Here is a 25,646-nt window from a genome sequence, read left to right on the forward strand (position 1 = left end):
GGTGTCAATGGACATGGCGGCAGCGCGTGTGCCAAGGCCCGCGACGCCGGGATGATCCAGACGGCAGGGCCCAAGGGGAGACCATGACCCATCGACGTGCTCTGATCGTGCTCGGCACGGCCCAGTTCCTGATGGTCCTGGACACCTCCGTCATGAACGTCTCCATCAGCCAACTGGTCGAGGACTTCGACACCGAGGTCACCGCCATCCAGGCCGTCATCACGCTGTACGCGCTGGTCATGGCGGCGTTCATGATCGTCGGCGGTCGGCTGGGAGACATCCTCGGACGGCGGCGCATGTTCTTCCTGGGACTCGCCGTCTACGCCACGGGTTCGACCCTGACCGCCGTCGCTCCCACCCTGTGGGTGCTCGCGCTGGGCTGGTCGGTCATCGAAGGACTCGGGGCAGCGATGGTGCTGCCGGCCATGGCGGCACTCGTCGCCGAGAACTACCGGGGACGGGAACGGGCCGTCGCCTACGGCGTCATCGGCGGACTGGCCGGCGCGGGAATCGCGGTCGGCCCGCTGCTGGGCGGCTGGGTGACGACGTACCTCACCTGGCGGCTGGTCTTCGCCGGTGAGGTGGTCGTCGTCGTGGCCGTCCTGTTCTGCCACCGCGTGATCACGGAATCCCCCAGGACCGGCCCCCGCCCCCGCCTGGACGGTGTCGGCGCCGCACTGTCGGCGGCGGGGCTGGCGCTGGGCGTGCTCGGCGTGCTGCAGAGCGGCACCTGGGGATGGGTGCAGCCCCGCAACCCGCCCTTCACCGTCCTGGGCTTCGCCCCGACGCTGTTCGTCATCGCCGCCGGAGCGGCCGTACTGGCCCTGTTCGCACACTGGGAACGACGGCGGGACGCCCAGGGCACCGACCCCTTGGTGCACCTGGCGCTGCTGCGCCAACCGGTGCTGCGCTCCGGCCTGCTGACGCTGGTCAGCCAGAACTTGATCCTCCTCGGCCTGTTCTTCACCATCCCGCTGTATCTGCAGGTGGTGCAGGGCTTCGACGCCTTCGAGACAGGTCTGCGGCTGCTTCCGGTGTCCGTCACCATGCTGGTCGCCTCCACGGTCGGCTCCCGTCTGGGGCGGGCGGCGGGACCCCGGAGGCTGGTCCGCCTGGCGCTGCTGACCCTGGCGGCAGCCGTGCTGTGGCTGCTGGCCACCATCGACCCGGTCATCGACGACGCGCAGTTCGCCGGGGCCATGGCCCTGCTCGGCGTGGGCATGGGCCTGCTCGCCTCGCAGCTGGGCAACGTAGTCCAGTCCAGCGTGGGGGAGGCGGAGCGCAGTGAGGTCGGCGGGCTGCAGTTCACCGCCCAGAACCTGGGCTCCGCGCTGGGCACCGCCCTCATCGGGTCCCTGCTCATCGGCGCCCTGGCCCACGCCTTCACCACCCAGGTGGAGAGCGACCCGCGCGTCTCGGAGGAGGCCCGCCGGCAGACCGGCGTCGCCCTCGAAGCCGGCGTCACCTTCGTCCCCACCGAGCAGGTGCGCTCGGCGGCACAGCGCGCCGGCCTGCCACCCGCCGAGGTCGACGCCATCACGGACTCCTACGCGTCGGCGCAGCTGGACGGGCTGAAGGCGGCGATCCTCGCCACCGGCGGGATCACCCTCGCCAGCTTCCTGGTCACCTCCCACTTGCCGACCGGCCAGAGCGGCCAGACCGGCCGAACACGACCCGACGAGGCGGGTGGCCCCGCCACCGGGGCACGCCCGAAGCGCTGAACTTCGGCGGGGGCGGCGACGCGTAGCGGCAGCGACCGCGTGCAGGAGGAGCGGCTGTCCCCCCATCGCGTCCCCGCGCCGCCGCCGGATCACCTGTACCGGGTGAGGGCAGGCGCCGCATCCGGACGGACGATCGCAGGGAAGCGTCGTTCCGTCGGCCCCGGACGGTCCGCTGGAGAGCAGCTCATGCGCTATGAGATCCGCGTCGACGGACACCTGTCGGAGACGCAGTCCAAGGCATTCCCGGAGCTGGACCATGTGGCGATCTCCGGTCAGACCGTCCTGTTCGGACGCGTCGTCGACGAGGCACACCTGTACGGGCTGCTGGCCCGCTGCCGGTCGCTGGGGCTGCGGGTCGTGGAGATGCGGCAGGTACCGGAGTGAGCGCTTCGGGACGAGGGCGGCAGCGATGAACACCACCGGTGGATCACCCGCGGAGGGTGAGCCCGTGCCCGACGGCGCGGAGGAGGCTGGCAGGTGCCGAGGCCGGGCATCCTCGCACACCGCCCAGCCGGAGGCCCGGCAGCGAGCACCCGATCAACCGATCAACCCGATACCCGATCAAGCAAGCGAGGTGGAGGAGGAGCCATGACCGTGCCGCGTGGTCCAGCACCGTTTCCCGGCCCGGAGTCGACATCGACATCGACGTCGACGTCCGGTGGAGGGGCCCCCGCCCCGGCGGGCGACGACCCCGCGCGGGCGCTCGCGACGCTTGGCCGTTCGTGGACCTGGATCCTGGCGTCCGCGATCGCGACGCTCGTACCGGGCGTCCTGATACTGGTCTGGCCGGACGAGACCCTGCATGTGCTGGCCGTCCTCATCGGCCTGTACCTGCTCGTGGCCGGGGCCTTCCGGTTCGTCGCGTCCTTCGCCCGCGAAGGAGCCGGCGAGCGCCTGGCGGGCCTGCTGCTCGCGGTGCTGTTCGTCCTGGCAGGAGTTCTGTGCCTGCGCCACCCCCTGCAGACGATCACCGCGCTCTCCCTGATCGTCGGGATCGTCTGGCTGGTGTCCGGCGTGATCACCCTGCACACCGCACTGGCGGCCAAGGACCTGCCCCACCGGGGCTTCGTCCTGGGCGCCGCGGTGCTCGGCATAGTCGCGGGGATCGTCGTACTGGCCCTGCCGACCGAGTCGGCCCGCGCGCTCACCCGGCTGCTGGGGCTGTGGCTGGTCCTGCTCGGCCTCTTCGAGGCAGTGGTCGCGTTCGCATGGCGGGCCGCACTCCGCAAGTCGAGCCCCCCGGAGGCGCGCGGACCCGACGCGTCGGCCTGAGCGGCGGGCGCGCGCTTCACCCGCCCCGGGTGAGGCCGTCGGAGCGTTGCTGTGGGCACGCTGAAAACCGCACCCGGCGCCAGCCGGGCAGACGCCCGGGATGGAGGAGCGGCATGAACGCGCAGACGTACCTCGCGTACGACTTTCCCCTGCTGAGCGTCTTCTGGACGATGTTCATCTTCTTCCTGTGGATCCTGTGGTTCGTCCTGCTCTTCCGGATCATCACCGACATCTTCCGCGACGACTCCATCGGCGGCTGGGCGAAGGCCAGCTGGCTGGTGTTCGTCTGTGTCCTGCCGTTCCTGGGCGTGTTCGTCTACGTGATCGCCCGAGGCAAGAACATGGGACGCCGGGAGATCGAACAGGCGCGCGCCCAGCAGGAGGCGTTCGACCAGTACATCCGGGACACCGCCAAGGGGGCCGAGAGCCGGCCCAGCAGCACCGACGAACTCGCCAGGCTGTCCGAGATGCGCGCCCGCGGCGACATCACGGACGAGGAGTTCCGCAGGGCGAAGGAACTGATCCTGACCGGCACGGGCCCTTCCGGGCGCCCGACCGACGTCACGAAATGAGGTAGCCAGGATGACCGCCACACACCACGCTCGCACCCACGAGGCCAGGCAGGAGTGGGCCACCGGCCTGACCGCCTTCGCAGCCGTCATGCTCATGATCGCCGGCGTTCTCGACATCATGAGAGGCATCGCGGCGATAGTCGAGGATGACATCTTCGTCACGACGCAGAACTACATCTTCGAGTTCGACCTCACCGGCTGGGGCTGGATCCACCTCGCCCTCGGCGTCCTCGCGGTGATCGTCAGCTTCGGACTCTTCCAGACAGCGATGTGGGCCCGCGTCGCCGGCATAGCCATAGCCGGCCTCGTCATCGTCGCCAACTTCCTGTCCCTGCCGTACTACCCGGTCTGGTCAGTCGTCATGATCACCATGTCGGGCTTCGTCATCTGGGCCCTGTGCGTGACCCAGGAGGGCGCATTCGCGGACGAGACCTGAGCGCGGAGCGCATCCCGAGCCCCGCCTGCCCATACAAGAAGAAGACCCCGCACTCAGCGCTTTCGCTGATGACGGGGTCTTTTAGGCACCTCATAAAGGGTGCCCCCGGCAGGATTCGAACCTGCGCACACGGCTCCGGAGGCCCCTTGAGTCTCGGGCAACGCAGCAGGTCACGGCCCTGCACATGGCAGATCAGGCGGGGCGAGTCCACAGATGGGCCACGACCGACTGAGCACCGCTTAAGGTATTCGTCCCGTGCCACTTCGACTGCGGTCGGCGACTGGTGTGCGCCGCGGGCCTCGAGTTCGGCAACCGCAGGGGCCTGCCAGAAATGCCCGCCTCCGTGCCCCTCGGCCGCGGCCCAGCCGTTGGGGATCCGCTTCACGCAGGGGTGCCCCGTCGTCGGGGCACGGACGGGGCACGGCATGGTGCCGTCGGAGATCGGCTCGGGGTACTCGGGGTGCGCCTTCCACCGGGACGCCTTGTTCTCAGCCCTTAGAGCAGGTCTGCCGCCTGCTCCTGGTCGCCGCGGTGCAACGCGTTGACGAACTCCAGGTAGTTTGTCCGCTCGTCGACGCTCACGTATGCCAGGTCCGCGGAAAGCGGTCCCGGGTCAGTGCTCATCACTGGTCCTCCGTTGCACTATGGACCTCGAAGCTCGCGCTACAGCTGAAGCAGAGGCCGATTTCCTCGGTCTTATTCGCTACTGTGACGACACCCAACACCAGGCAGTCATTCTTGCAGACAGGGCATTCTTCCAGCTGGCCATTGTCCTCACCAGCGACGCGCCAGATGTATTCACTGGCCGCGGTCTCGGGGTCGATGAATTCACGTAGACAGAATCGACAGACAACCGGTTCTAGGTCCGCTGCGTCATCGTGCACGACCAACGCCATTTGTCGGCAATCCGGGCAATGAACCGTGAGGTCCTTCACAGGGCCTAGCTCACCAGCCAGGTCCTTCATGCGCTTGTCGACCAGCTTCTCGATGCGGCCCAGCTTCAACCGCAGCTCAGCCATCGTGTGGTCAACTGCCTGCAGTTCTCGCTGGGCGCTCAGCATCTGGGGAGATTCGAGCCAGTCGTTGACCATCTGCGGTGTCACGGGCGCCTTGAAGCCACCCTCATGGAATGTCTGCTCGAACTTACGGTCCAGCGTGGGCCGCAGCTCACGGTTGATGAATTCCAGAAGAAAGTCAAGAACCTGCGCGGTTCTGGCCTCAACGACGTAAGCGGATCCCGTGAGTCCGTAATGCATCAGAGCATTGCGGTCTTTCGCGAGCTTAGTGATGGCTTGACGAGCCTTCTCCGGTATCTTGACTCGTGCGATCTTGGAGAGCCTGTCAATCGCATCATCGGTGCCGCAGCTCTCGAAATCGCCATCCTTGAACTTCTCAAAGTCCGCATCCGCGATCCTCTTGAATACCAGGCTCCAGTGTTCTCCGATGAGACGGGTTTTGAGTAGGACCTCGGTTGCCGCCTGAAGGTGGAGCACGGCGTACTTCAGCTCTCGATCACTCGGAGGCGTAGTTCCCTCGGTGAGGCCGGCGACCGCGCGGTCCAGGTAGTCCATGCCGTTGCGGACGGGGGTGAAATCCAGGTCAGGACGAGGGTTAAGCCGAGTAGATGGAGCGGACCGGTCCTCAGTCACCTCAAGCGTCTGATCGTCGCTCCTCAACGACCCTCGCCCCGTCCGATGGACCGCTGCAACTGCGCGTGGCCGTCCAGCAGCATCTTCAACTGGTGGACCGACGCGTTCGTGTTGTCGTCGACATCCTGAGTGGCCAGTTCGTGGACCAGGCGGAGGACGAAGCCGAGGTTCGGCTGGTCCCTGCTGTAGAGGAGCACTCGACAGTTGCTGTCCGTTGGAAGCCGGGCGGGAAGGTGGCCGACGTTGTTCGCGGCCAACTGTCGTTCAATCCGCTCGATGATCCGCGATCCGGCTCGCTGCGCTCCATCGAAGCGCACCAGCATCTCGACGCTCCACAGGTCGTAGCCGCCGATGGCGGCGAGGTAGCCCGGCAGCTTGGCCCACGCCTCTTCGATCGTGGACGCTCCCGGGATCGTCGGTACCGGCATGTCGATGTTCGTCACGCGGCCAGCCTTCCTATCGGTCCGGCAGGAGCCGGAACTGATGCCGCGCCAACATTACCGACAACAGTGGGAGTTGTTGTCGTCTACAAATAACAGATCACGACTTCACCGAGCCGGCCCGGTGGCTACGCACCCCATGAACAGCCACGCCTGACCACCGCTTTAGGAGTTCGGTCCGACGTCCTCAGCAGGCGGCTGCCGCGAGGCTTGGGCTGATGCCTACGGCCGCCGGGAGTTGCTGGCGTCCGGTGCTGTTGATGTCAGCCGTGGATGTCAGGTGCCCCGCCCTGTTCGGTTACGGGCGACGGTAGGCGGCAGGGTCGGTTCCGGGTGCCGGGGCCCGGGACAGGTCCAGGTAGCACGGGTAGTCGGGGTCACCTACCTCCATGAGTACGAACTGATCGACGTCGTGGTTGGCGAAGCGATGGAGGTACTGCAAGAAGAGTTCCAGTTCCTCGTCGGAGAGAGGTTCGTCGTGTCGGTCGTTTCGCACGCCCTCACCCTACGGTTGGCCCGGGTGCATGACCGCTTCGTCCCGAACTCTCGGCTGGGCGGTTACTGAGGGCTGGTGGGCTGGTCAGTCGGCCGTTGAGGGGCGTTGGCGGTCAGCTGCGGTTGCGGTGGTTGCTGTACTTCGCTGCTGTACTGCACTGGGATGCTCGCTCCAGCTCAGAAGTGCTGCTCGGCTGCGTACAACAAGGCTTGGATGAGGAGAACCCCCAGCGCGCTACAGGCCCCACCGATGATCTTGACAGTGCAGAAGCGGCGATAGCGTGCAAGGGCTCGTGACCGATCGGCGCTGACAGCCTTAGAGTCGAGCTGCATGGATCCACCTTTCAACGAGGGTTGGTACCTGTGTGGGCACCCCGCAGACCTGGCCGGCAAGCTTCTGGCCTGCGGGGTTGCTTCATGTCCTAGACGTTAGTGAGAAGCGGACGTCGGCGTCTGCGCCTGGCGGGCTGCCGTCGGCGCGGATCCGATGTAACTTCTGAGCGTGGACCAGCCGTGGGACAAGGTGACCGCTCCAGGCACCCTTGAGGACATGATCGAAGACGCTCGCGCGGCGGGCTTCGACCTGCAGAAACGCACGATCCATGACTGGATTGCCCGTGGGCTCCTCGACCAGCCTCTTCGCCGTGGAGCTGGCCGCGGCTCGCGTCCTGGCCTTCACTCGGAGAACCAGCGGAAGCTTTTCCTGCTCTTGCTGACCAAGCGTGATGAGATGCCGAAGCTGCCCATGCTCGCCCTCATCCCACTGAGTATCTGGTTGTGGTGGGGCGTTAACTGGGTGCCGACTCGTCAAGCTCTTAAGGCACTCGCAACCTGGTTCGGGGACGGTGCCCGCCGCAAGCAGGTATGCCATGACGCAGCCCTACGCGTGCTGGAACAGCTTGATCACCCCCTGGCCTCGGAAACCGCGCGTGCCCGGTTGGTTCGTCTCTTCGAAGCGATCAGCTATCGGGGCAGGATGACTGCCGTGGATCGTGAGGAACTTGAGACAGCGGCACGTTCGGTGTTCGAGCCGCAGAGCGTCTTCGGGTCCACTGGGCTGGTCCGAGCGGTTGGCCCGTCGGCGATGCCGTTTACTGTGGAAGCCCTGCTCACGAAAACGTCTGCCGTAGTCGAAGCGATAAGAGTGCTCCGAGACAACTGCATGACAGAAGAGCTCCTTGAACGAGCCAAGACGCTGCACCTTCGGTCCAAGCGTGAGTACGCGGAACTCCGCCCAACGCTCGAAGCCCAAACGGCCGGCCCGCTGTCGGCTCTCTTCTCTGAGCGCACGCTGGACGAGGAGTTCAACGCCATTGGTACGGACCTACTGTTGGTCATCGGCCTGCTGCTGACGAGCCCGCGAGCGCGAAGCGCTGTGGTTGGGACGGCTTAACTGGTGATCGGTTCCGGACAGCCATTCGGTTCCATGCAGATTGAGTGGGTATGACAGTTCGCCACCAGGAGCGCCAGGAGGACGGCGTGCGCTACCGCGGGACAACTGACATGAGGGGGACAGTGCTTCGGCACGTGCTCACTCTGCTAACCCCGCCGCCCCGCTGATCGAGGCGGCTACTTTCCTCACCAAGGTCCAGTAGCATGCGCCTAGTTGACCCGGGAGGGGTGATGGGTCGTCGTGGAAGGCGCGGCTAGTATCAGCATCAAGGCGCAGGAACGGTATCGTCTCAGCGCTCGGCCTCTGGGGCGCGGCAGCTACGCCGAAGTATTTCACGCCGTGCACAAAGAAACGGGCGAAGAGGTGGCATTGAAGCGTGCCTACGTTCGCCAAGAGGCCAAAGACAGAACGAAGCGAGAGATTCAAGACCAAAAACGCCTGGCACATCCGAATATCATGCCAATTTTGGATCACGATCCGGGATTTGCGTGGTACACGATGCCTCTCGCCCTTGGTAGCCTCAAGGAACTTCGACAAGGGTCGGATGAGGAGGAATTGGCCTCAATTCTCCTCACCCTCGCCGAGGCACTTGAGGTGGCCCATCATCTCGGCTTGGTACACCGTGATATCTCCCCGCCGAACATACTTGCGCTACCCGGTAACAGCGGCGCCAAATACCGGTGGGTCGTGGCGGACTGGGGCATGGTCCGTCGCCCACCAGGTGAGGCGTCCCGACCTCTCACCCGCACTGGCCAAGGGATCGGAACCCCGGGATTCGACGCCCCTGAGTTGAGCGTTGACCCGCGTAACGCCACGCCGGCAGCCGATGTGTACAGCCTCGGCCGGGTAGCTGCTTGGTACTTGACTGGAACGATGCCCACCAGCGGGGTGAGGCTGCTGCCCGAAGAACTGCACTGGCGGCCGTTTGTCCACAGGTGCACACAACCTGATGTGCAACTTAGGGCGCAGAGCATGTCCGAGCTACGCGAGATGCTTCGGGCGGTCCTCGACGACCGTGACGAGCCAGTTTTGATCAAGGCCCGCAGGTTGTTGGAAGGCGTTGTGCTAGGTCAAGAGGGAAGCATGGAGGCGTTCGTTCGTCTGGTTGACGCCCACCAGGACGATACCGACCTCTTTTTTGACTACTTTGCGCAAATACCAACCGGTCCGACCCGCACGTGGTGTGCCTCGGACCCGGAGCGCGCGGCATTGCTGGCTGGTGTCCTAGCAAGACACCTCACCAAGGACTCCTGGGGTGGTCGCGACAGGGAGTACGTCAGCACGCCGTTGGGGTTTCTACAAACGGTCCTGCAGTCCTTGGTGCGTGAAAATCACCTCGGGCCTGCGCAGGACCTCGCTGGAGACTTCTTTGCTGCGGACGTCCGGTGGCGAGACCCAGAGCAACGACGACGCAGTCTGGAGTGGTTGGCCGACCTTCAAGCGCCAGCTGACCGTGCGCTGGCGCCGGTGCTGGGCGCACGGCCGGATGTCGTGGAGTACTACAGGGAGCCGGGATGGCAGGCACGTAGTGTAGTTCTCAGTACCATCCTTGCTGGTGCGTGAACTTGCTATGCATCACCGTGGTGGTGAGGCCCATCGCCGTGGTGCAATAAGCAAGTGTTGATGAGAGATAACCGCGGGCCAATGCCAGGAGACACGAGCCCCAAGGAAGAGCCACAAGTGCATGTACCCAGCTCAGGACGCGGACGTCGGCATGGCACAAGTCGAAGTGAGCCGTTTGACCGATGGTTCCGCTACCCCGCGGGCTTCGCGTCTGACTATGCTTCCTTGCTCCTGCACCAGTTGCGGTTGCCGACCGCCGGTCTCGTGGTCGATCCCTTTACTGGGTCGGGAGTCACAGGCACAGCGGCAAGGCGAGCCGGCCATTCCTTCTTCGGGGTGGAAGCCCATCCGCTGATAGCCGAGCTGGCGGCCCTCAAGCTTGCTGCCCCCCCGGGGGACCCCAGTGGACTCCTGTCAGCCGCTCGCGAGTTCGCGGAGCGGTCTGCCACCACCAAGAGGCATGTTGACCTAAGTAGCGAAGCCAGCCTGACGCTCCGTAGCTTTGACCCAGCCACTCTCCACCGCCTCGTCAGCTTGCGCAATGTGATTCGCGCTCAAGCAGACCATGCGTGGCACTCGTATCTGAAGTGGGCGTTGTTGGCTACGCTACGAGATGTGGCCTCCGTGCGAGTCGGCTGGCCCTATCAAAGGCCTGGTACTCAGCGACAGCCGACGTTCGCTGACCCGATTTCTCGTTTCCTCCAACGAGTCACGTGGATGGCGGAAGACCTTCGAGAGATCGAAGAACGCGAATCGCGCTTTTTGAGAAGTCGAGTTCAGCAGGGAGATTCCCGCGATGATGCTAACTGGGCTGAAGTAGGAAAAGGCATGGCACACGGCTGCGTAACTTCGCCACCGTATCTAAATAACTTTGACTACGCTGACGCGACGCGGCTCGAACTTTATTTCTGGGGCGACGTAACCAGTTGGTCCGAGATGTGCTCCGAAGTGCGTTCAGATATGTTGACGGCTACAACCCAGCAAAGCAGCGTTGGTTCTGCACGTGACGCACGGATTTTGTTGCAGGATTACGGTGAAGTCGGGGTGCAAATCAGCGAGATCGCCGATCAGCTGCAAAAGGAAAGAGGGAATCGCCCGCGAGGAAAGGAATATGATCGCGTAATCCCCGACTACTTTGTAGCGATCGCGCAAATTTTGCGCAACCTTGCCTCAGTATTGTCCTCGGGTGCGCCAGCGGTACTGCTCGTTGGCGATAGTGCACCGTACGGAGTTTACGTGGACACACCTGGCTTGATAGCAAAGCTAGGTGCAGAACAAGGGTTTGTTCTGGAGCAGGATGTCATCCTCCGCCATCGAGGACAGCGGTGGGCGGGTAACACGACGCGGCATGATGTGCAGCTTTCGGAGCGTTTCGTGCTACTACGCCGTAATTAGGAGGGGAACGGCGCCTACCTCGATCTGCGTCTGCTCGACGTTCCGAAGAAGGCGCCGTTCTGCTGTTGGCTTAGCGGCTTTGGCCGGATGAACGTTGGGCCTTCGAGAATTCGCGGAGTAGTTCGTCCTTGAGGGAACGAGTGTCTGTGGAACGCTCAAACACCATTCCACGATGAGCTAGCTCGCCGGCAGCCCGACGATAGGCGCCCACCAAAAGGTCAAATGCTGAACTCAGGATGGACGGCGTCAGGCGGGGCCGTCTGCCTAGATCACGCCCCAGGAATGCGATCACTGCCTGCCTGTGCTCAGCAGGGATATACAGTCGTTCCCCACCATTCTTGTCATCGGGGGTTACTACTAGCTGATCAGCCAAGCGCCTGCGAGCCTCACTAAGAGCGTATCCGCCCTTCAGTCGTTGTTCTCCCACTGCTCGACTGCTTCGATTTCTGGAGACTTCAGCGGCAAATGCCTCGGCGCCGGCAAAGATGGCGCTATCGACCTGCTGCCCGTCTGCTGTCGAGTGATGCCACCTGACTACAGCCCTCTCTTCGGTATCAGACCTGTTGACGAGGAGCGCGATCACTACACCCACAGCGATCGCCTGCATTACTTCGCGTCCTTGGCCTCGTCTTAGGGCAACTACCTGGTGGAGCCTTGCCGTCGACCACGTTCTGTAGATCTCCATTGCCGTGTGTTCCGCTGATGCAACATCAGAAGGCACTAGAACGAGATGATCGTCGTCGACGGGATGCTTTTCCAATAGGTCCAGGATGAGACGCGCCTCAAGGCCGACAAGCAAGACTTTATCGCCAGCCTGTACAGCAAGTGGTTCTCCGTACTGACTAATGCGGCGAAGCAAGTCGGACGGAGTTTCAGGCAATTTGCCCAAACGATCGCGCAGCGAATGTCCGCGTGCAAGGGGGTCGAAGAATTGTTTACAGAGCGCTAGGTCTGCCTCCAGCTTGGCAGGTGCACTTCCGTACGTAAGACGCCAGAGCAGAGTGAGGTCGCTGACCACTTGCGCACACTCGCCACCCGTCAAGACGGTAGGAACACCGAACACTCTTTGAACCGTCGTGCTCATAGTTGGAACGCCTCTGCGAAGTATCCGCGTTGCCTTAGCGCGTTGACCCGTTCATTTGTCTCCCCATTTAGTGACGCCAATTCGGGAGATATTTCCAGTGGCAGGATTACGAGAACCTGGTCGTGAGGTGCCTGTGCCTGACGTGCCTGTAGGTAGGAGGCCAAGGCCGACATGTTCTTGGAGTCAATGAACGAACCGAATTCATCGAGGGCAATAAGTCTGTTCGCTGAATTCTTATCCCTGTCAAGGCGCGCGACCTGAGCCTGTGTATAGGCGAACGCCTGCTGTCCACTTGAGAATGATGCAAGCGGGCGTTCGTTCAACTCTCCGTCGGCACCAGTCCACGATAGCTGCAGGCTGTCAGCGTCGAGCTCAACGTCTTGAGCCCCGTCGAAAAGCGCCTCTCTCACCACATCGCTGTCGAACCACTGACGGACTTCTTCTGCGAGCCACAGCTTGGCAACCTTGTCCGATGCTGTTTCTGTACCTGCTAGTCCATCAGGCTGCCGAATACGGGAACCGAGCCGACTCAATGCGGTTTCCATACCACGAAGTGAAGAGTAGGTGGATAGCAAGGAGTCGCGAGCCTTGTCGATTACAGCAGCTACTTCCATCAGTACTTCGGCCTGATCGGACGCACTTAGCCCAGGCAGAGAGGTAATCGCTGGTACAGCACGCCTGAGCCAGGCGACCTCGGATGACTCAGTCAAGAAGTGGGCAGTCTCCTTTACCTTGGATACGCGATCCTCGGATGTCCGGCGCGCAAGTGCTGCTTGCTGAGAGGCTTGCGCTTCTCGACGAGTCAGTTCCTCCAGCTCGTTTTGTCTTTTGTCACGCTGGCCCCTCAGCCGCGCAACCTCGACATCGGCTTCCCGGCACAGCTGCACCAGTTCTGCTGCCAGGGTGTCCTCAGTTTTTCCGCCACCGAGAATTTCCCGAGCATGGGATAGCCTTGCGTGATCTCCTTGTACTGCCCGCGTCTCCTTGTCCAAAGAAGTGCGAGCCTGCATCAAATCTTCGAGAGTTCGTGCAGTTTGCTCGGGTAGTCCTTTGGTGGCCTTGAGGAGGCGCTCTTCAGCCTTGGCGAGAGTTGTCTGAGCGGCTTCTAGCTCTCCCACTGCCCTTTGAACTTGGGCGATATCGCCCAAGCGGTTCCGGGTCCTCTCAATCTGCTGAGTCAGCTGTTCGGCGTCTGCTGAAGGGGTTTCCTCGCTCAGAGTTTCTACTCGACGCCGGAATGCTTTCCTCAACCCAGTGACTGTCCAAGCTTCGCCTTCCTCATCGCCGCTGATGAGTACTGTGTCACCCAGATCCTCAAGCTCGGCGCTCTCCAAGTTGATGATCAGGCTTTCGAGAAGGTTGACCAGCATAGGCGTCGCATGGACACGGGGCTGCTGCTCCAGCAAGCTATTCAACTGCTGGCTGAGTTCCCTTCTGGCAGCGGTAAGAGCACTTTCGGACGGCTCTACGCCGGCGGCTGCTGCTAGGCGGCCAAGTTTGCTTCGTACGGCCCGCACAGTTTTATCATGCCGAATGAGGTATTTTTGAGCGTTCTCGAACTCTTTCTCGGCCTTTTCATTCAAATGTTTTTGAGCACTCGCGTTCGCTATCTGAGCGTCCAGTTCTTGTCGCCGCGCGTCGAGGCTTTGCAAGCGCTCAATAAGTTCATGGATCTTTTGATCCATTTCGGGACCGCGTCCTCGGACCTGAGTGAGCTGTGTGTGCGTCTCGACAGCTCTATCCAGTAGCATGACGTGCTTGCGCGCTTCGGTCAGCTGATCCGCTAGGCTCTTCGCAAGCTTCTCTGCCTCGCTGGTAATCGAAAGATCGCGCCCCAGCTGAGATGGATTGGATTCCGAGATCCTCTGCTGAAGCTCGCCTAGCGCCAACTCGACTTCTTCCTGGCGGTGGCTTCCAACCTCTGTGTCCCAGTCGTGAATTCTTTTTTGTGCGGTGGTGATCCTTTCCGTCAGGACGCTCACGGGGGTGTCAGCAGCCATTACGTGATGCACACTCAAGAGTGGCGAGACATCGCGTTGGCTGGCTGCTCGGCCGTCAATCCGAATGGTGCCGATCAGCTCCCCAAGGGGCTCTGCGGAATCGGGCCAGCGGCTTGTGTCGATGAGCCATTCAAGCTTCTGAGCGCCATACAATCCTGTTACTTCTACATGCGCGCTCTTCAACTGGTTGCGGAAAGTTTTCCAAGAGTGGTCAAACCCGCTGAAGGGCTGGTCGCCCGTGCACAGGCGAAGCAGCTTGATGGCATTTGTTTTACCGATTCCGTTGTAGCCCTCAATGCGGCAAAGTGGAATGTGAGGAATCTCGCCGATGATCCGAAGACCGCGACGGGTCTCTGCTTCAATCCTGATATGCATCAGTGATCAACCTTTCGAGAACCAAGTGAGGACCGAACGGTTCCGATGCAAGGAGGGTGAGAAGTGATACGTCCACTCCATGCGCGGTAACCCGGCCATCGGCCTCTTGGGATGCGGCATCTTTAGTGAGCGCCGCATCTATCTCACAAACTACTGCCAGCATTTTTTGTCCAACATCCGACATCCCAGTCCCCCCTGCCCGATGCGACGCGCGCTGTCATGCGCATCCAGGTTCTGATGCTGCCACAGTTGTGGTGCGCGTAAGCCTACTTAAGGCGTAGCGGGTTTGGCCGGTGGCCTGCCTGGTCTGGGGTCGAGCATGATCAGGGGGCCGTACGCTGGTTGGCAACTCGGGCAGGCTTTGGGCCTGACCGCAATGTGCACGAGTGGCCCCCTGGTCTTGCTCGACGCGGGACCCGGACCGGGGAGGTGGCTAAAGCCGTGGAGCCCCCAGCTACCACGTACCCTTCTCTGACGTCAGGCGGCTGATTGCTGCGTGCGCGGCACGGGCGCCGGCCGGGCTGGAGCGGGGCGGAGACAGGAGCGCAGGCCCGGCCGGGGGCCGGGCCGCGCGCGGTGAGCGGAGCGAGCCGCCTTGAACCCGTAAAGAAGGTTGTTACTCAGCAGTGGATGTGATGCGCCACAAGGGAGCGTCGTACTGCTCTGGACGGCTACTGATGAGCAGTTGGCGCAGGTCCTCGCGGAGGGAGCCGTTGAGGCTCAGCGCCTCGGTGATGCGGCGGAACGTCGTGTGGGTGACTCCGCGGTTCCGGGCCTCGGCCTCGAACTGGTCGAGTTGGGCCAGCACGGTCTCGGGGTCGAGCTTCACCGGTGGCTGCTCTCTGAGCCATGCAGCCTTGTTGCGCTCGTAGTCGATCTCCGAGTAGCCGCAGATCTCGCGGCTGTGTGCTTCTACCTCGTCCAGTGTGGCGGTCGCCATGATGGCGCGGGCCAACTGGTTGCGGCTCAGCGCTTCGTCCAGATCGACCTCATGGACGGTCGGTCCTTCGTCGGTGAGGGGGACGGGGAGTCCGGCGTCCCGCATCTCGCACGTACCGCGTACGCCTTGGGCTGTCGCCGCGAGCATCCCGGTTGCCTCGGAGGGGTGCCACTCCATTACTGAGCTGATCGGCTCAACATCCTCGGCTGTGAAGGTGTGGATCAGTGGGCCGAGCAGGTCGCGCAGTTCATCGGGAGGCAGCTCACCGTCTAGACCGGGGCCTGCCACCAGGAGGCGGATCGGTGCGTTCACCTCGCAGCACGCGGCGAGCGTGACGGCGTCGGCAAGCGGGCTTTTCAACGTCGGTTCATCGCCTCGGGCGAGGATGTCGCCACCTACGTCAAGAAGATCGATCGACTCCGGTGAGAAGTGGCTTAGGAGCTCTTCGAGTTGGCGGGTGATCCCCTCGACTCCATGGTGCGGATCGATCAGCGCGAAGGTGTGCGGGAGCTCTGCTGCGAGTCGGGGGAGGGTAGAGCCTGCCGGTGCGATCGGGCGCGCTTCGGCCGGCACGGCCCAGACCGCTGGGGTGAGGGGTTGGAGACCAGTGAAGTTCTCTGGTCCTCGGGGGCCTGGTACCGGGTCGATCAGCAAGCGGTCCCACGCGTACGTGAGGATCACCGCCTGGTCGTCGTCGCCGTAGAGGGCGGCGTGAAGCATTGCGGCGGCGACTGCGTCGCCCCCTCCTCCTGCTGCGACGATCAACCGCGTCATGGGCTCAAGACTACGGGGTGGACCCTTGACTGCTCACCCTATAGTGGCCAGAGGCTATAGCCACCTGGACGAGGAGGGGACATGCCTCAGATTGAGGAGGCGCAGCCGAAGTATCTCCAGATCGCGCACTTCATCCGTGATCAAATTCTTCGGGGCGACCTGCGGCCCGGGGACGAGGTCCCTTCGGAGCGGCAACTGGCGGCGGACTGGAAGGTGTCCCGGCCAACGGCGGCGCGGTCGCTGGAAGCGCTGAGCCATCAGGGGCTCGTCGAGAAGCGGCAGGGTTCCGGCACGTACGTGCGGAGCCTTGAAGTGAACCGGCGGGCACGTGAGTTGTACGGGCGGGCCAGGCAGACCGGGAAGATCTACACGCCCGGTGAGTACGCCGTGATCACGTCGGCTGGGTGGCTTGAGGCGCCGGATCACGTTGCTGAAGCGTTGGGCCTGGTGAAGGATCGGCGGGCCGTGCATCGCCGGCGTGTGACCAACAACCAGGACGGGCCCATCACGCTGTCCACTTCCTGGTTCGCGCCGGACGTCGGGCAGCGGGCGCCCAAGCTTCTGGAGCCGGAGCGGATCCAAGAAGGCACCCTGATGTACGTCGAGAACATGACGGGACGGCAGGGGAGTTACGCCGAGGACCGCATGTGTGCCAGGCAGGCGACCGATGAGGAAGCGTCAGACCTCCAGCTCGATCCCGGCTCTGCGGTGTTGATCGTGCATCACGTCGTCTTCGACCTCCAGGACCGGCCGTTGGAGTTCGCCGAAGCCACTTACCCGCCGCACCGCTGGGCGTTCGAGCAGGGATATCCGCTCACCTGATGGCTCGGCACTTCGACAGTACCGCTTGCGCGCCGCGAGTGGCTAATGCCACCATCCAGTAAGTGGCTAAGGCCACTTGACCGGAAGGGGGCACGGAGTGACGAGTCAGCGGCCGGACCGGGGAGCTCACTTACCTTGCCGGGGTTGCCGGGGGCGTGGCTGGAAGCGTGTCAGCTCGCGTACGTCCCTGGCGCTCGCCGCTGTCGCCGACCGCACTCGTGCCACATCGAAGCGGCGCTGCCTCGACTGCGACGGCAGCGGCAAGGAGTGAGCGCGGATGGCTTACACGATCGACCGCTACCCCTGTGAAGACTCCCCGCGACTCGGAGCGATGACCTTGCATCCGACCCCGGAGTCCGTCCCCCGGGCTCGACGCTGGTTCCGGAAGTTCATCGCCCCATACAACCCGGCCTGCTCGGTCGAGGACTGCGTGCTGATGATCTCGGAGCTGGTGACCAACGCCATCCGCTACGGGCAGGCGGACGAGCCGTGGCAGGTGCGGGTGGAGTGGTTCCGGGAGGAGACCTCGCTGCGGGTCGAGGTACACAACCCCGGTTTCCCGGCGAACGTACGGCTCCGGCGCCCCGATGCCAACGACGCCCACGGGCGGGGACTGCTGCTGGTCGACTCGATCGCCGAGTCGTGGCACTCCGGGCCCAGTCGCTTCGGCGGGACGGTGGTCTCCTTCGTGGTGGCCGATGCCTGGCCGTCGTAAGGGCAATACCCTCCCTTGGTACTGCGCCGGCGGATTCGTCGCTAGTCTGGTTGACCAGTTGACTTGGCCAATCTCGACAGGCGGCGGCGTTCATGGCGTATGAAGTGGAGGCACCGAAGTACGTCCGCCTCGCTCAGACCATTCAGCAACGCATCGAGGACGGCACGTATCCGCCCGGCACCCGCGTGCCCAGTGAGAACCAACTGGTGCAGGCCTTCGGGATGTCCCGCCCGACCGTCGTCCGGGCGCTTGAGCTGCTGAAGCGTGACGGCTGGCTGGAGTCACGGCAGGGGTACGGCACGATCGTGCGGGGGCGTCCGGCGGTAGTCGAGCAAAAGGACCGCCGGGGGAGTGAAGCGCTCGCACGTGACGAGTCGCAGTCCCCCGGGCGGCTCGTTGAGGTCGGTCGCGTCCCCGTTCCGGCGCGCGTCGCCTCCGTACTCGGGCTGCCGAAGCGGGCCAAGGTCCTCATGCGCCGGTTCCTCGTCATGGAGGACGGCGAACCCGTCGAGCTGGTCTCGTCGTACTTTCCCGCCGGCCTGGTCGAGGGCACCGAACTGGAGAGTGCCGACGCTCTGAGCGGCAGCACCCGCGCGCACCTGGAAGCACGCAAGAAGGTCCGCTTCGACCACGTGACGGAACGGGTATCAGCCCGGCTACCTGCACCCGCCGAAGCCGAACTTCTTGACGTCCCGGACGGTGTTCCGGTGCTGAGTGTCCTCGTCGTTGCGTGCGACGCCTCCGGGCAAGCGCTGCAAGTCTCTGACGTGCTGCTTCCTGCCGATCGGCAGGAGCTGGAAGACACCTACCGCCTGCACTGAGCCCGGTCCAGGGCTAGCCATCCTCCCGGCCGGGAAGTGGTGCGCCCTGGAGAAACGCTCGGTAAGCGTCCGCGGCGTCATCCTCCACGGTCGGCCCTTCCGGTCCATACCGGGTGTCGCTCCCGTCGCGTTTCGGCCCGGAAATCCAGAAAGCCTCATCAGTCTCGACGTCGTAGAAGTTCGCGTCGAACAAGCCAGACCCGTGGCGCGCCGCAGGGTCCGACCTTGGAAGTAGGCGGTCTTCCAGGTCTTGGAGAAGTCCACCCACCCGATCCACGAGGGTCCGCGGTCGGTGTCGTGGCCCGTCTTGAGCTGCACGAACATGATTCGGCGAGGCATGGTCCCAGCTTGGCCGGTCGTGCTCCTCCGGCAAACCGAGTTTGTGGATCGACCCGATGGCCCAACCGTTCCAGCTTGACAAGTCAACTTGGCATCCCTAGCTTCGAACTTGCTAAGTCAACTTGTCAGGCGGCGAGTTGATCGACTCAGAAGGAGAAATCTCTGTGCGTGTGATCCGTGTTGACGCCTCGACCGCGACGATCCTGCTCACCGAAGCGCCGGCGCCGAAGGTGCGCGACCGGCAGACAGGTGAGATCGCCAAGGACGCCGTGAGCGGTGAGGCGCTGATGACCATCGGCGTCGTCTACATCGACGAGGGTGAGTCGTCGCTGATCCAGGTCACCATCCCGGAGAGCGGTGTGACGGACGGCTTGGCCGTCGGCGCCCCGGTCTCCCTCCCCGGCCTCGTCGCCCGGCCTTGGCAGAGCGTGTTCAACGGCCAGCAGCGGCACGGCATCGCCTACCGCGCCACGGCCGTCATGCCCGGCACCTTCCAGATGGCTCAGGCGGGCTGATCGACGTGACCGACCTGGTGACGTTGGCCGAGCTGGGCGGACCGCTCGCCGTGATAGGCGGCGCGGCCTACGCCCGGCACGCCCACCCGGCGGCGTACTGGTCCACGGTCGGGCTGCCGCTCTCGGTGGCCCGGCTGCTGGCCTCGTACTCCTCGACCATGGACGCCTGCGGGCTGACCGTCGAGCCGTCCCGCTGGCGGGCCCTGGCCGTTCGCGCCACGACGCGCCGTGAGGTGCGGCCGGTCCCTCCGCGTCGGGGAATGATCCGGCCCACTTCGACCGGGCTCCGGGTGCGGCTGCGGCTCGCTCCCGGACAGGAACCGGCGGACGTGGCCGCCTCGGCCGAACGGCTGCGGCACGCCTGGGGCGTCCACGCCGTGTACGTGCGGGACGTCAAGCCTGGTGTCGTCGAACTCCGGCTCGTCGGCTACGACGTCTTACGCAAGGTGCGCATGCCGCGCCGCATCGACAGAGGGCTTCTGCGGGTGCCGGTGGCCCTCCGGGAGGACGCGACCGCGTTCGTCCGCGACTACCGCGCCGTACCGCATGAACTCGTCCTCGGCGCCACGCTGTCCGGCAAGTCCATGTACCTCCGACACCTCATCTCCGGCCTCGCGGCCCAACCCGTCGCCCTGGCCGGCATCGACTGCAAGCGCGGCGTCGAGCTGGCGCCCTTCGCATCGCGGCTCTCCGCGCTGGCGACCGAGCCGGACGAAGCGGCCGAGCTGCTGCCTGTCCTGGTCAAGGAAATGGAGGACCGATACGACCTGATCAAAGCTCGGCAGGGCATCGCCCCCGGCACCCCGGAAGAGGAGATCACCTCGGACGTCTGGGGCCTGCCGGAGAGTGAACGTCCGGCCCCCATCGTCCTGTTCGTCGACGAGGTTGCGGAACTCTTCCTCGTCGCCACCCGCAAGGATGAGGAACGGCGGGATGAGATGGTCACTCACCTCATCCGGCTCGCCCAGCTCGGCCGCGCGGCCGGCATCTACCTCGAAGTGTGCGGGCAGCGCTTCGGCGCCGAACTGGGCAAGGGCGCGACCATGCTGCGGGCCCAGCTGACCGGCCGTGTCTGCCACCGCGTCAACGACGAAGCCTCCGCCAAGATGGCGCTCGGCGACATCGCGCCCGAAGCGGTCGATGCGGCCTGCTCCATCGCCCCCGAACTGCCCGGCCTGGCCGTCGTCGGCGACACCTCCGGCGGCTGGTCCCGCATCCGCACCCCGTACCTGTCCCTCGCCGACGCTGCGGCCACCTGCCGGGAATCGGCGCACCTCGCCCCGGACGTACCGGCGCTCGCGCCCTTCCGGCCGTACGTCCCGCCCGTGCCTGCAGTGGCCTCCGGGACCGCGACCGTTCCCTGCCCGGTGACCGAGTAGCCGTACGCAACCCATCGGCCGGCGTGGCCGTACCGCGCCAAGTCCCTACCCCACCATGCCCGGAACCGGAAGGAGTGGCGCCGTGCGTTCCCTGCCCGTCCGCCTCGACGCCGTACTCGTCCAAGCCCTGATCCCTGCCGCGCTGTCCTTCGCCCACCTGCACGACCTGGCCGCAGCCGCCGGACAGGACGGCTGGAAGGCGTGGGCCTATCCGGTCTCCGTCGACCTGCTGTTGGTGGCGGCCTGGCGGCGACTGCGTTCCGGCGGGTCGAAAGCGGCCGGGTGGTGCTGGTTCCTCATCGCGCTGACCGCGTCGCTCGGCGCCAACGTCGCCACGGCGGGTCTGCTCGACCTGGACGCCGTACCGGCCTGGCTACGGATCCTCGTCGCCGGATGGCCCGCGGTCGCCTTCCTCGGCGGCACGCTCCTCGCCCACGGCTCGACCGCAGAGCCTGAAGCGGCCCCGGCCCCGACGCCTGAGCGGCCCGCTGTCGAAGCGGCGCCCGAACCGGCCCCGTCACCTGCCACCCCCGTTCCGCCGGCCCTCGTCACACACGCCCGCAAGGTCGCCGACGACCACCGCGCCCGGACCGGAACCCCCATCGATACCCCGACCCTCCGCGCCCGGCTCGGCGTCCCCCTACCGCTCGCCGAAGCCATCGCCGCCCAACTCACCTGAAGACAGGAGCACTTCCACACATGCGCCCGTCCACGCTCCGCGCCCTCGACCGCGCCGCCGAGCTGACCCGCCAGAACCGCCTCACCGAAGCAGTGCTTATCGCCGAACCCGTGATCCTCACCGCCGACGAGTACGAGGGCGAAGAGATCCGGCGGAGGCTGCTTCACCACGTCGCCGACTTCACCGGCGAGAACCATCCCGACTCGAAGGAGCTGCCCTGATGCCCGCCAACCCGCGTTTCCGCCGGGTCGTCCGGATCGGCCCCGTCCAGGTCGGCACGCACTACGACGGCCGGGGCCGCGAGAAGCACGCCGCCGTGTGCACGGCTCCGCGCTGCGGCTTCTCCGCGGACTACGACAGCCGCGCCGCCGCCGAGCTGGCCGCCCGCACCCACCGCTGCCGCGTCCGCTGAGGAGACCTGATGACCGTCTCGCTCCCGCTCGTCTTCGTCCTGGGCGTCATCGCCTGGGCTGCGATCAAGTTCCTCGGCGTCCGCCTCTGGGTCGCCGTCGTGATCGCCCTGTTCGGCTTCTGGCTTTCCCAGACCTTCCTCGCCCCCGCCATCGAGACCGGCACCCGCACCGGCGTCGACGTCGTCGACGGCACCGACAAGTGACCAGGAGGCCCGCTGTGCTGTTCCGTCCCCAGCTCCCCGAATCCCCCCACTCGCCCACGCCCCTCACCGCGCAGCACCAAGTGCAGGCTCCGGTGCTGTCCGCCGGCCGTCCGCTCACCCCCTATGCGGGTGCGGTCGCCGCCGTGGTCGTCGTCGGCATCGTCCTCACCGCGCTCCTGGCGGCCCTCGCCGTCACGGCCGTGTCCGTGGCCATCGCCGCTGTGGTTCTGCGCTCCCTCGTCAACGGCGCGAACAAGCGCTGACGGGCCACCGGGGCGGCAACAAGCCGCCAAGCATCCCGCCGCCCCGGGGCCGTCCCTTCCACCGCCGAAACAGTCGAAAGGAAGTCCCATCATCACCCGGCAGACTCCGCCCCCGCTGGCGGAACTCTCCATGCTGGCCTCTCTCGGTAACCTGCCCGAGCTGGCCCGCCAACTCTCCGGCCTGGGTGGCTGCACCCACCCGGTCCGCCTCGACGGTCACCGCACCGAATACGACGTCGACACCCGCACGGGTGAGATCGGCAGCGTCCTGCACCACCTCGACTCCGCATCCCTCCCCGCCGGCCAACTCCTCGTCCGCTGCAACAACCGCCGGGCCACCCGTTGTCCGGCCTGCGCCGAGGTCTACCGCCGCGACACCTACCACCTGATCACCGCCGGACTCCGCGGCGGCAAGGGCACCTCCGACCAGGTCGCCACCCACCCGCGTGTCTTCGCCACCTTCACCGCCCCCGGTTTTGGTCCGGTCCACAACCGCCGCACCGACGGACGTCCCTGCCGCTGCGGCACCCACCACGACCAGGAGGACGCCGCGCTCGGCACCCCGCTCAACCCGGACAGCTACGACTACGAGGCGGCGGTTCTCTGGAACGCGCACGCCGGGGCCCTGTGGCGACGCTTCTCGATCTACCTCGGCCGGAAGGTCGCCAAGCGGGCCGGGCTCACTCAGCGCACTTTCCGCGACCACGCCCGTATCTCCTTCGCCAAGGTCGCCGAGTACCAGAAGCGCGGGGCCGTCCACTTCCACGCGGTCATCCGCATCGACGGCCCAGAAGGCGGGGATACCTCACCTCCGCCCTGGGCCACCGCCGAGCTGCTTACCGACTCCATCCGCGCGGCCGCGACCACCGCACGTATCGACGGCCCAGTCATCGATGGCCGCGCCTATGCCTTCGCCTTCGGGCGTCAGCTCGACGTCCGCCCGATCCGCTCTGCGGACTTCGACGGCGGCCAGGAACTGACTGAGCGGGCCGTCGCCGCCTACATCGCCAAGTACGCGACCAAAGGCGCCGAGACGGCAACCGGCACCCTGGACCGGCCGATCCGCTTCCTGGCCGAACTGGCACAGGCCCGCATCAGCGACCATGCCCGCCGCATGATCCGCACCGCCTGGGCCCTTGGCGCCCGCAAGGATCTCGAACACCTCCGCCTGCGCGCCTGGGCCCACACGCTCGGTTTCCGCGGCCACTTCTCCACCAAGTCCCGCCGCTACTCCACCACCCTCGGCGCCCTCCGCACCGCCCGTGCCGCCTGGCGACGGGCCCAGACGGCTCCGCCCGCCCCTCAGGACGGCGACACCACGCTCGTCCTCGCCCACTGGGTGTTCGCCGGAACCGGCCTCAGCGCCGCCGAGACCTGGCTCGCCGCGTCTCTCGAACCTGCCATCGGAACGGAAGGAGAACCGACATGGACCACCGTCACGACGAGCTGATGACTGTCCGCCAGGTGCTCGACGAACTGGGCGGTGTCTCTCGACGGACCTTCTACCGCTGGCGGGAGCTGGGGCTGGGGCCTGAGGCGTTCAAGCTCCCCAATGGAGAGCTCCGAATCTGGCGAAGCGACTTCGCCACGTGGCTGCGACAGCTGGAGGCGGCGGCGTGAAGTCTCTCGACGTGAAGGTCTGGGGCGTCCGAAAGCGGAACACCAAAACGCCCTCATACGGCGTCCGCTGGTCCGTGGCCGGCAATGTCTTCTCAGACTCCTTCCGCACCAAGGCGCTCGCCGACCACTACCGCGCGAAGCTGATGCGGGCGATGCGCGACGGTGAGGAGTTCGACACGGAGTCGGGCCTTCCGGCCTCTATGGAAGAGAAGAAGTCGGCCGTGTCGTGGTACGCCTTCGCCCTCAGGTACCTCGCCATGAAGTGGCCCCACGCCGCCCCCAACACACGGGACGGCATCAACGAATCACTTACCAGCGTGACGGTGGAACTCCTCGACGACCGCGCCGGACGTCCGTCCGATGAGGCGCTTCGTAAGGCACTTCGTAACTGGGCCTTCGTCTTGCCGGGGCCTGACGATCGGGAAGTCCCGGACGACGTGCGGAACGTTCTCCACTGGGTGTCCAAAGCCTCTCGACCGCTCGCCGATCTCGCTGAGCCCGCCACGGCCCGCGCGGTTCTCGACTCACTGAAGCTCAAGCTCGACGGCACGGCAGCCGCGGCGGAAACCGTGCGGCGTAAGCGTCGGACGCTCGTCAACGCCGCGAACTATGCGGTCGACCTGGGGGAACTGCGGGAGAACCCCATCACGGCGGTCCGCTGGCAGAAACCGAAGGTGTCCAACCAGGTGGACCCGCGCGTCGTCGCCAACCCTGAGCAGGCTCGCAGCCTCTTGGCGGCCGTCTCCTATGTGGGCGGATACCGGCGTGCCCGAGGCCGTCGCCTCGTGGGCCTGTTCGCCGCCATGTACTTCGGCGGTCTCCGGCCGACGGAAGCGGTAGGCCTCGTCGAGACGGACCTGACCCTTCCCGAACGGGGCTGGGGCTCGGCACTGCTCCATCGGACTCGCCCGTCGGTCGGCAAGCAGTGGACCGACTCGGGGGAGACCCACGACGACCGCGGGCTGAAGAACCGACCGACCGAGGACGTGAGGCGGGTGCCGATCCCGCCTCACCTCGTCGCCGTGCTCCGCGAGCACCTGGCCACCTTCGGTACGGCGGACGACGGACGGCTCTTTTTCAGCGAGAAGGGTTCGGTCGTCCCGTCCTCGACCTACTACCGCGTGTGGCAGGAAGCCCGGCTCCTCGCGCTCCCGCCGGCCGTCGCAGCCTCGCCGCTCGCGAGTCGGCCGTACGACCTCCGCCACTCGGCGCTGTCGACGTGGCTGAACGCGGGTGTCGACCCGACCGAGGTGGCCGAGCGTGCCGGCAACAGCGTGGAGGTCCTGCTGACCCGCTACGCGAAGTGCCTCGACGGCCGGCAGGACGTCGCCAACCGGCGTATCGAGGACCTCTTGCGTGAATACGAGTGATCGCACGGAACCTGGGCCTCATACTTCCGGCGTGGACATATCCGACGATGGCCAAAGGCTCGATCTTGAGTGGGTGGAGGTTGGCAACAACGTATGCGGTGTTCTGCGTGGTTGCCGGGACGCCTCTGCGGTGGCCCAGCACTTCGTGCGGACGGGGTGGAGTTCTAGGTCGTCTTCCTGGCGCGGCTACGAGGTCGAAACCAGCTGGTGCCGGCTTGAGGTCGAGCCGATCGAGGGTCCGGACATTCTGCTGAACGGAGTCGTAGACCCTCAGTGTTTTGACGAGCTCGGCGGCGTACTCCATCGCCTCGGTTTGAGCTACTCACTGGAGCTCTACGAGGGAGACGACACCCTGGTTCGCGAGATCCAAGTGTGATGAGTGAGTTGACGTGCGAGGC

Annotated in this window: 29 protein-coding genes; 22 read left to right on the plus strand and 7 right to left on the minus strand. The window is 65.2% G+C overall.

Translation table 11 applies throughout. The features are described 5' to 3' along the window. Positions 1-83 precede the first annotated feature (83 nt). From AMK31_RS14425 to AMK31_RS14445, 5 genes are all read left to right on the plus strand, one after another. Positions 84-1,721, plus strand: coding sequence for an MFS transporter (locus AMK31_RS14425; RefSeq protein ID WP_073940907.1), 1,638 nt, complete (start codon positions 84-86; stop codon positions 1,719-1,721). 186 nt (positions 1,722-1,907) lie between these two features. Beyond that, positions 1,908-2,105: a hypothetical protein gene (locus tag AMK31_RS14430; protein ID WP_073940908.1), complete on the plus strand. Its 198-nt coding sequence runs from the start codon at positions 1,908-1,910 to the stop codon at positions 2,103-2,105. A 204-nt stretch (positions 2,106-2,309) separates the two neighbouring features. Next, positions 2,310-2,993: an HdeD family acid-resistance protein gene (locus AMK31_RS14435; protein WP_073940909.1), complete on the plus strand. Its 684-nt coding sequence runs from the start codon at positions 2,310-2,312 to the stop codon at positions 2,991-2,993. Positions 2,994-3,106: 113 nt separating this feature from the next. Continuing rightward, positions 3,107-3,565: an SHOCT domain-containing protein gene (locus AMK31_RS14440; RefSeq protein WP_073940910.1), complete on the plus strand. Its 459-nt coding sequence runs from the start codon at positions 3,107-3,109 to the stop codon at positions 3,563-3,565. Between the two features lie 10 nt (positions 3,566-3,575). Then, positions 3,576-4,001, plus strand: coding sequence for a DUF7144 family membrane protein (locus AMK31_RS14445; protein WP_073940911.1), 426 nt, complete (start codon positions 3,576-3,578; stop codon positions 3,999-4,001). A gap of 495 nt (positions 4,002-4,496) precedes the next feature. On the opposite strand, the gene AMK31_RS42105 is transcribed toward AMK31_RS14445, so the two are convergent. From AMK31_RS42105 to AMK31_RS14460, 4 genes are all read right to left on the minus strand, one after another. Beyond that, positions 4,497-4,625, minus strand: a complete 129-nt coding sequence (locus AMK31_RS42105; protein WP_274535964.1) for a hypothetical protein — start codon at positions 4,623-4,625, stop codon at positions 4,497-4,499. Beyond that, entirely contained in the window at positions 4,625-5,572 is a 948-nt protein-coding gene (locus AMK31_RS14450) for a hypothetical protein (RefSeq protein WP_073940912.1), read from the minus strand. Before AMK31_RS14450 ends, AMK31_RS42105 begins: the two co-directional genes overlap by 1 nt. A 101-nt stretch (positions 5,573-5,673) precedes the next feature. Beyond that, the gene (locus AMK31_RS14455) at positions 5,674-6,093 is read right to left on the minus strand and encodes a hypothetical protein (RefSeq protein WP_073940913.1); all 420 of its coding nucleotides are present in this window, start codon (positions 6,091-6,093) and stop codon (positions 5,674-5,676) included. Between the two features lie 295 nt (positions 6,094-6,388). Continuing rightward, positions 6,389-6,586: a hypothetical protein gene (locus AMK31_RS14460; RefSeq protein WP_073940914.1), complete on the minus strand. Its 198-nt coding sequence runs from the start codon at positions 6,584-6,586 to the stop codon at positions 6,389-6,391. A gap of 501 nt (positions 6,587-7,087) precedes the next feature. On the opposite strand from AMK31_RS14460, the gene AMK31_RS14465 reads away from it, so the two are divergent. The 3 genes from AMK31_RS14465 to AMK31_RS41525 all read left to right on the plus strand — a co-directional run bounded on the left by AMK31_RS14465 (position 7,088) and on the right by AMK31_RS41525 (position 10,936). Further along, complete coding sequence (locus AMK31_RS14465; RefSeq protein ID WP_073940915.1) at positions 7,088-7,978, plus strand: hypothetical protein; 891 nt, start codon at positions 7,088-7,090, stop codon at positions 7,976-7,978. A gap of 240 nt (positions 7,979-8,218) precedes the next feature. Then, a complete protein-coding gene (locus AMK31_RS14470) occupies positions 8,219-9,541 on the plus strand; it encodes a serine/threonine-protein kinase (protein ID WP_073940916.1) in 1,323 nt (440 codons plus the stop codon). A gap of 717 nt (positions 9,542-10,258) precedes the next feature. Beyond that, positions 10,259-10,936, plus strand: coding sequence for a hypothetical protein (locus AMK31_RS41525; protein WP_241842658.1), 678 nt, complete (start codon positions 10,259-10,261; stop codon positions 10,934-10,936). A gap of 70 nt (positions 10,937-11,006) precedes the next feature. On the opposite strand, the gene AMK31_RS40410 is transcribed toward AMK31_RS41525, so the two are convergent. From AMK31_RS40410 to AMK31_RS14490, 3 genes are all read right to left on the minus strand, one after another. Next, positions 11,007-12,020: a hypothetical protein gene (locus tag AMK31_RS40410; RefSeq protein WP_143204236.1), complete on the minus strand. Its 1,014-nt coding sequence runs from the start codon at positions 12,018-12,020 to the stop codon at positions 11,007-11,009. Then, a complete protein-coding gene (locus tag AMK31_RS40415; RefSeq protein WP_143204237.1) occupies positions 12,017-14,395 on the minus strand; it encodes a hypothetical protein in 2,379 nt (792 codons plus the stop codon). Before AMK31_RS40415 ends, AMK31_RS40410 begins: the two co-directional genes overlap by 4 nt. A 616-nt stretch (positions 14,396-15,011) precedes the next feature. Further along, the gene (locus tag AMK31_RS14490; protein ID WP_073940920.1) at positions 15,012-16,109 is read right to left on the minus strand and encodes a DUF1152 domain-containing protein; all 1,098 of its coding nucleotides are present in this window, start codon (positions 16,107-16,109) and stop codon (positions 15,012-15,014) included. Positions 16,110-16,190: 81 nt separating this feature from the next. Here AMK31_RS14490 and AMK31_RS14495 point away from each other — a divergent pair, with 81 nt between their 5' ends. The 14 genes from AMK31_RS14495 to AMK31_RS14565 all read left to right on the plus strand — a co-directional run bounded on the left by AMK31_RS14495 (position 16,191) and on the right by AMK31_RS14565 (position 25,624). Next, positions 16,191-16,931, plus strand: coding sequence for a GntR family transcriptional regulator (locus AMK31_RS14495; protein ID WP_073940921.1), 741 nt, complete (start codon positions 16,191-16,193; stop codon positions 16,929-16,931). Positions 16,932-17,208: 277 nt separating this feature from the next. Then, a complete protein-coding gene (locus AMK31_RS14500) occupies positions 17,209-17,646 on the plus strand; it encodes an ATP-binding protein (protein ID WP_073940922.1) in 438 nt (145 codons plus the stop codon). Positions 17,647-17,738: 92 nt separating this feature from the next. Beyond that, positions 17,739-18,467, plus strand: coding sequence for a GntR family transcriptional regulator (locus AMK31_RS14505; RefSeq protein WP_073940923.1), 729 nt, complete (start codon positions 17,739-17,741; stop codon positions 18,465-18,467). A 503-nt stretch (positions 18,468-18,970) separates the two neighbouring features. Next, entirely contained in the window at positions 18,971-19,321 is a 351-nt protein-coding gene (locus tag AMK31_RS14515) for an SCO3933 family regulatory protein (protein WP_073940924.1), read from the plus strand. Positions 19,322-19,326: 5 nt separating this feature from the next. Beyond that, positions 19,327-20,700 carry an FtsK/SpoIIIE domain-containing protein gene (locus AMK31_RS14520; protein WP_073940925.1) on the plus strand — a complete coding sequence of 458 codons (1,374 nt, stop codon included), beginning with the start codon at positions 19,327-19,329 and terminating at the stop codon, positions 20,698-20,700. An 82-nt stretch (positions 20,701-20,782) separates the two neighbouring features. Then, positions 20,783-21,379 (plus strand): DUF2637 domain-containing protein, encoded by a 597-nt coding sequence (locus AMK31_RS14525; RefSeq protein WP_073940926.1) that lies wholly within the window; start codon positions 20,783-20,785, stop codon positions 21,377-21,379. A 20-nt stretch (positions 21,380-21,399) separates the two neighbouring features. Next, entirely contained in the window at positions 21,400-21,600 is a 201-nt protein-coding gene (locus tag AMK31_RS14530) for a hypothetical protein (RefSeq protein WP_073940927.1), read from the plus strand. Then, entirely contained in the window at positions 21,600-21,791 is a 192-nt protein-coding gene (locus AMK31_RS14535; protein ID WP_073940928.1) for a mobile element transfer protein, read from the plus strand. Before AMK31_RS14530 ends, AMK31_RS14535 begins: the two co-directional genes overlap by 1 nt. A 9-nt stretch (positions 21,792-21,800) precedes the next feature. Continuing rightward, positions 21,801-21,995: a hypothetical protein gene (locus AMK31_RS14540; RefSeq protein ID WP_073940929.1), complete on the plus strand. Its 195-nt coding sequence runs from the start codon at positions 21,801-21,803 to the stop codon at positions 21,993-21,995. A 17-nt stretch (positions 21,996-22,012) separates the two neighbouring features. Next, on the plus strand, positions 22,013-22,258 hold the full coding sequence (locus AMK31_RS14545) for a SpdD protein (protein ID WP_073941282.1): 246 nt from the start codon (positions 22,013-22,015) through the stop codon (positions 22,256-22,258). Between the two features lie 130 nt (positions 22,259-22,388). Further along, positions 22,389-23,708: a replication initiator gene (locus AMK31_RS14550; protein WP_073940930.1), complete on the plus strand. Its 1,320-nt coding sequence runs from the start codon at positions 22,389-22,391 to the stop codon at positions 23,706-23,708. Continuing rightward, the gene (locus AMK31_RS14555) at positions 23,684-23,878 is read left to right on the plus strand and encodes a helix-turn-helix transcriptional regulator (RefSeq protein WP_069926930.1); all 195 of its coding nucleotides are present in this window, start codon (positions 23,684-23,686) and stop codon (positions 23,876-23,878) included. The genes AMK31_RS14550 and AMK31_RS14555 overlap by 25 nt, the downstream gene beginning before the upstream one ends. Further along, on the plus strand, positions 23,875-25,248 hold the full coding sequence (locus AMK31_RS14560; RefSeq protein ID WP_073940931.1) for a tyrosine-type recombinase/integrase: 1,374 nt from the start codon (positions 23,875-23,877) through the stop codon (positions 25,246-25,248). Before AMK31_RS14555 ends, AMK31_RS14560 begins: the two co-directional genes overlap by 4 nt. A 31-nt stretch (positions 25,249-25,279) precedes the next feature. Then, entirely contained in the window at positions 25,280-25,624 is a 345-nt protein-coding gene (locus AMK31_RS14565) for a hypothetical protein (protein WP_073940932.1), read from the plus strand. Positions 25,625-25,646: the final 22 nt, after the last annotated feature.

The sequence above is a fragment of the Streptomyces sp. TSRI0107 genome (genome assembly GCF_001905845.1).
Lineage (GTDB): Bacteria > Actinomycetota > Actinomycetes > Streptomycetales > Streptomycetaceae > Streptomyces.